The sequence below is a fragment of the Streptomyces sp. NPDC005808 genome (assembly GCF_042871385.1).
Classification (GTDB): Bacteria; Actinomycetota; Actinomycetes; order Streptomycetales; family Streptomycetaceae; genus Streptomyces.
Genome location: NZ_JBIAIK010000049.1, coordinates 1 through 1,439, shown reverse-complemented (window position 1 = coordinate 1,439; position 1,439 = coordinate 1). Strand labels below are relative to the sequence as shown.

The following is a 1,439-nucleotide window of genomic DNA, read 5'->3' as shown; positions in this document are numbered from 1 at the left end:
GTCCTGGATCTCGTCGCCCGCGACCGCGACCGCGCCACGGGTCACCACAACCAGGCGGGCGTTCGTCTCGCGTTCCGCGTCCAGCCACTGCTGCAATTGGGCCAGCGCGTGGCTGACGTGCTCGTGGACACTCGAACCGGCGCCGTCCAGGACGAGGACGGCCGGCTCGGGGGCGCCGTCCGGCAGCTGGGCCGGGGCAGCGGTCGGAGTCCATTCGAGGCGGAAGAGCGAGTCGGCGCCTTCGCCGGGCGCGGCGCCGTCCAGCTGCTGCGCGGCCACCGGCCGCAGCACCAGCGAGCCGACGCGGCCCACCGGGGCGCCCGTGCCGTCGGCGAGGTCCAGCGAGACCTTGCCGCCGTCGCCCACGGTCATCCGTACCCGCAGCACCGGCGAGCCGACCGCGAACAGTTCGACGCCGGTCCAGGCGAACGGCAGACCCGGGCCCTCCATGCCGGACAGACCGCCACTCAGGCCGATGGCGTGCAGGGCGGAGTCCAGCAGGGCCGGGTGGAGACCGAACCGGCCCGCCTGCTCGGCCGCCTCGCCGGCCAGCTCGACCTCGGCGAACAGCTCACCCTCACGGCGCCACACCGTCCGCAGCCCCTGGAACGCCGGACCGTAGCCGTAACCGAGCTCGCCTAGGAACGCGTACATGCCCTCCACGGAGACGGCTTCCGCCTCGCGCGGCGGCCATTCGACCAGTCCGGCGGCGGACTGCCCGGCCTGCGCGTCACCTTCGGCGACGACACCGGAGGCGTGCAGGACCCAGGCTGCGTCCTGGTCGGCGGCGGAGGTCGAGTGGACGGTGACCGTACGACGACCGTCCGCCTCCGCGGCGCCGACGACGATCTGCAGGATGCGGGCGCCGCGCTCGGCGAGCACCAGCGGGGCCTGGAGGGTCAGCTCCTCAAGGACTCCGCAGCCGACGCGCTCACCGGCGTGGAGCGCCAACTCGACGAACGCGGTGCCGGGCAGCAGTACCGAACCCAGGACGGCGTGGTCGGCGAGCCACGGGTGTGAATCCAGCGACAGGCGGCCGGTGAAGAGGGAGACGTCCTCGCCGGCGAGGGCCACCGAACCCACGAGCAGCGGGTGCTCGGAGGTGCTCAGGCCGACGCTGGTCACATCACCGGTGCGGTTGAAGTTCGTGGGCCAGTAGTGCTCGTGGTCGAATGCGTAGGTGGGTAGGTCGACGCGGCGCGCGTCGGTCCCTTCGTAGTACGCCGTCCAGTCGACGGAGGCGCCGTGCGCGTGGAGTTCGGCGAGGGCGGCGGTCAGGGCTTCGGTTTCGGGGCGGTCCTTGCGCAGGACGGGAACGAACGCCGCGTCTTCGGTGACGCAGTCCTGCCCCATCGCGGAGAGGACTCCGCCGGGGCCCAGCTCCAGGTAGGTGGTGACGCCCTGGGTCTCCAGGTGCCGCATCCCGTCGAGGAAGCGGA

Annotated in this window: 1 protein-coding gene; it reads right to left on the bottom strand. The window is 72.9% G+C overall.

Features of this window, described 5'->3' with window-relative positions; all coding sequences use genetic code 11:
* Positions 1-1,439: polyketide synthase dehydratase domain-containing protein (locus ACFYPC_RS37020; RefSeq protein ID WP_391891742.1), on the bottom strand; the 1,439-nt coding region annotated here is incomplete at both ends.